Source organism: Kitasatospora sp. NPDC059571 (genome assembly GCF_042735675.1).
GTDB lineage: Bacteria > Actinomycetota > Actinomycetes > Streptomycetales > Streptomycetaceae > Kitasatospora.
In genome coordinates, this window is the sequence record NZ_JBHWBW010000808.1 from 1 (window position 1) to 1,540 (window position 1,540).

Here is a 1,540-nt window from a genome sequence, read left to right on the forward strand (position 1 = left end):
GGGGGGGTCGCGGGGGGCGGGGGTCCCGCGGGGGCCGGGGGGGGTGGGTGGGGGGTTGTGGTCGCCGGCGCGGGGGCCCTCGGCGCCGCGCCGGCTGGTGAGCAGCAGGTGCCGCGCACCGTGTTCGGTCACCAGGTGGCGGGCGACGAGGGCGCCGAGGGTCCCGGTGGCGCCGGTGACCAGCACGGTGCCGTCCGGGTCGAGCGGCGGCGGCACGGTGATGACGACCTTGCCGATGTGCCGGGCCTGGCTGACGTGCCGGAACGCCTCGGGGGCGCGCCGGATGTCCCAGGTGGTGACGGGCAGGTGCCGGAGGGCGCCCTGTCCGAACAGGTCGACGACCGCGGTGAGCATCTCGTTGATCCGGTCCGGGCCGGCCTCGATCAGGTCGAAGGCGCGGTAGCGGACGCCAGGGTGCTCGGCCGCGACCAGGCCGGCGTCGCGGACGTCGGTCTTGCCCATCTCGATGAAGCGCCCGCCGCGCGGCAGCAGCCGCAGCGAGGCGTCGACGAACTCCCGGGCGAGCGAGTCGAGGACGACGTCCATGCCGCGGCCGCCGGTGGCGGTGCGGAACCGCTCCTCGAAGTCCAGGTCGCGGGAGGAGGCGAGGTGGGTGTCGTCGAGGCCGAGGGCGCGTACCGCGTCCCACTTGCCGGTACTGGCGGTGCCGAACACCTCGGCGCCCAGGTGGCGGGCGAGTTGCACGGCCGCCATGCCGACACCGCCGGCCGCGGCGTGGACCAGCAGGGACTCGCCGGGCTGCAGGTCGGCGAGGTCGGTCAGCGCGTAGTAGGCGGTCAGGAAGACCACCGGGACGGAGGCCGCCTCGGCGAAGCTCCAGTCGGCGGGCATCGGGGCGACCATCCGGCGGTCGGTGACCGTAACGGGCGCGAAGCCGCCGGACAGCATGCCGAACACCCGGTCGCCGACGGCGAGATCGGTGACGCCGGGGCCGACCTCCAGGACGACGCCGGCGCCCTCCAGTCCGAGCAGGCCCGCGTTGCCCGGGTACATGCCGAGGGCGTTGAGGACGTCGCGGAAGTTGAGGCCGGTGGCGCGGACGCCGATCCGGAGGTAGCCGGGCTCCAGCGGGGCGACGGCGGGCGGGAACTCGATGAGCTCCAGGTTCTCCAGGGTGCCCTTGACCGGGATGCCGAGCCGCCAGGCGACGGCGTCCTCCGGCGGGGTCAGCGCCGCGTCGGCGGCGATCCGGGCCAGCCGGGGCGCGAACGGCTCGCCGTGCCGGACGGCCAGTTCGGTCTCACCGCCGGACAGCGCTGCGGTCAGGGCGGCCGGCAGCGCGGCGGCGGAGTCGGCGGTCCGGTCCAGGTCCAGCAGGAGGAACCGGTCCGGGTTCTCGGCCTGGGCGGAGCGCAGCAGGCCGCGCAGCGCGGCGCCGGACAGGTCGTGGGCCCCCGCGGCCGGGCCCGCGGCGCCCCCGCCCGACCTGTCCGCCCCCCCGGGGGGGGCGGCGGGGGGCGGCCTTGGCGGGCGGCGCCCCCGCCCGCACGGCCCGGAACTCGGCCTGCCGCAGCGGCAC

Annotated in this window: 1 protein-coding gene; it reads right to left on the reverse strand. The window is 77.3% G+C overall.

The window, feature by feature from the left end:
• Nucleotides 1–1,540 (reverse strand): zinc-binding dehydrogenase (locus ACFV0G_RS39220; RefSeq protein WP_380558663.1); only part of this gene is annotated, 1,540 nt, incomplete at both ends.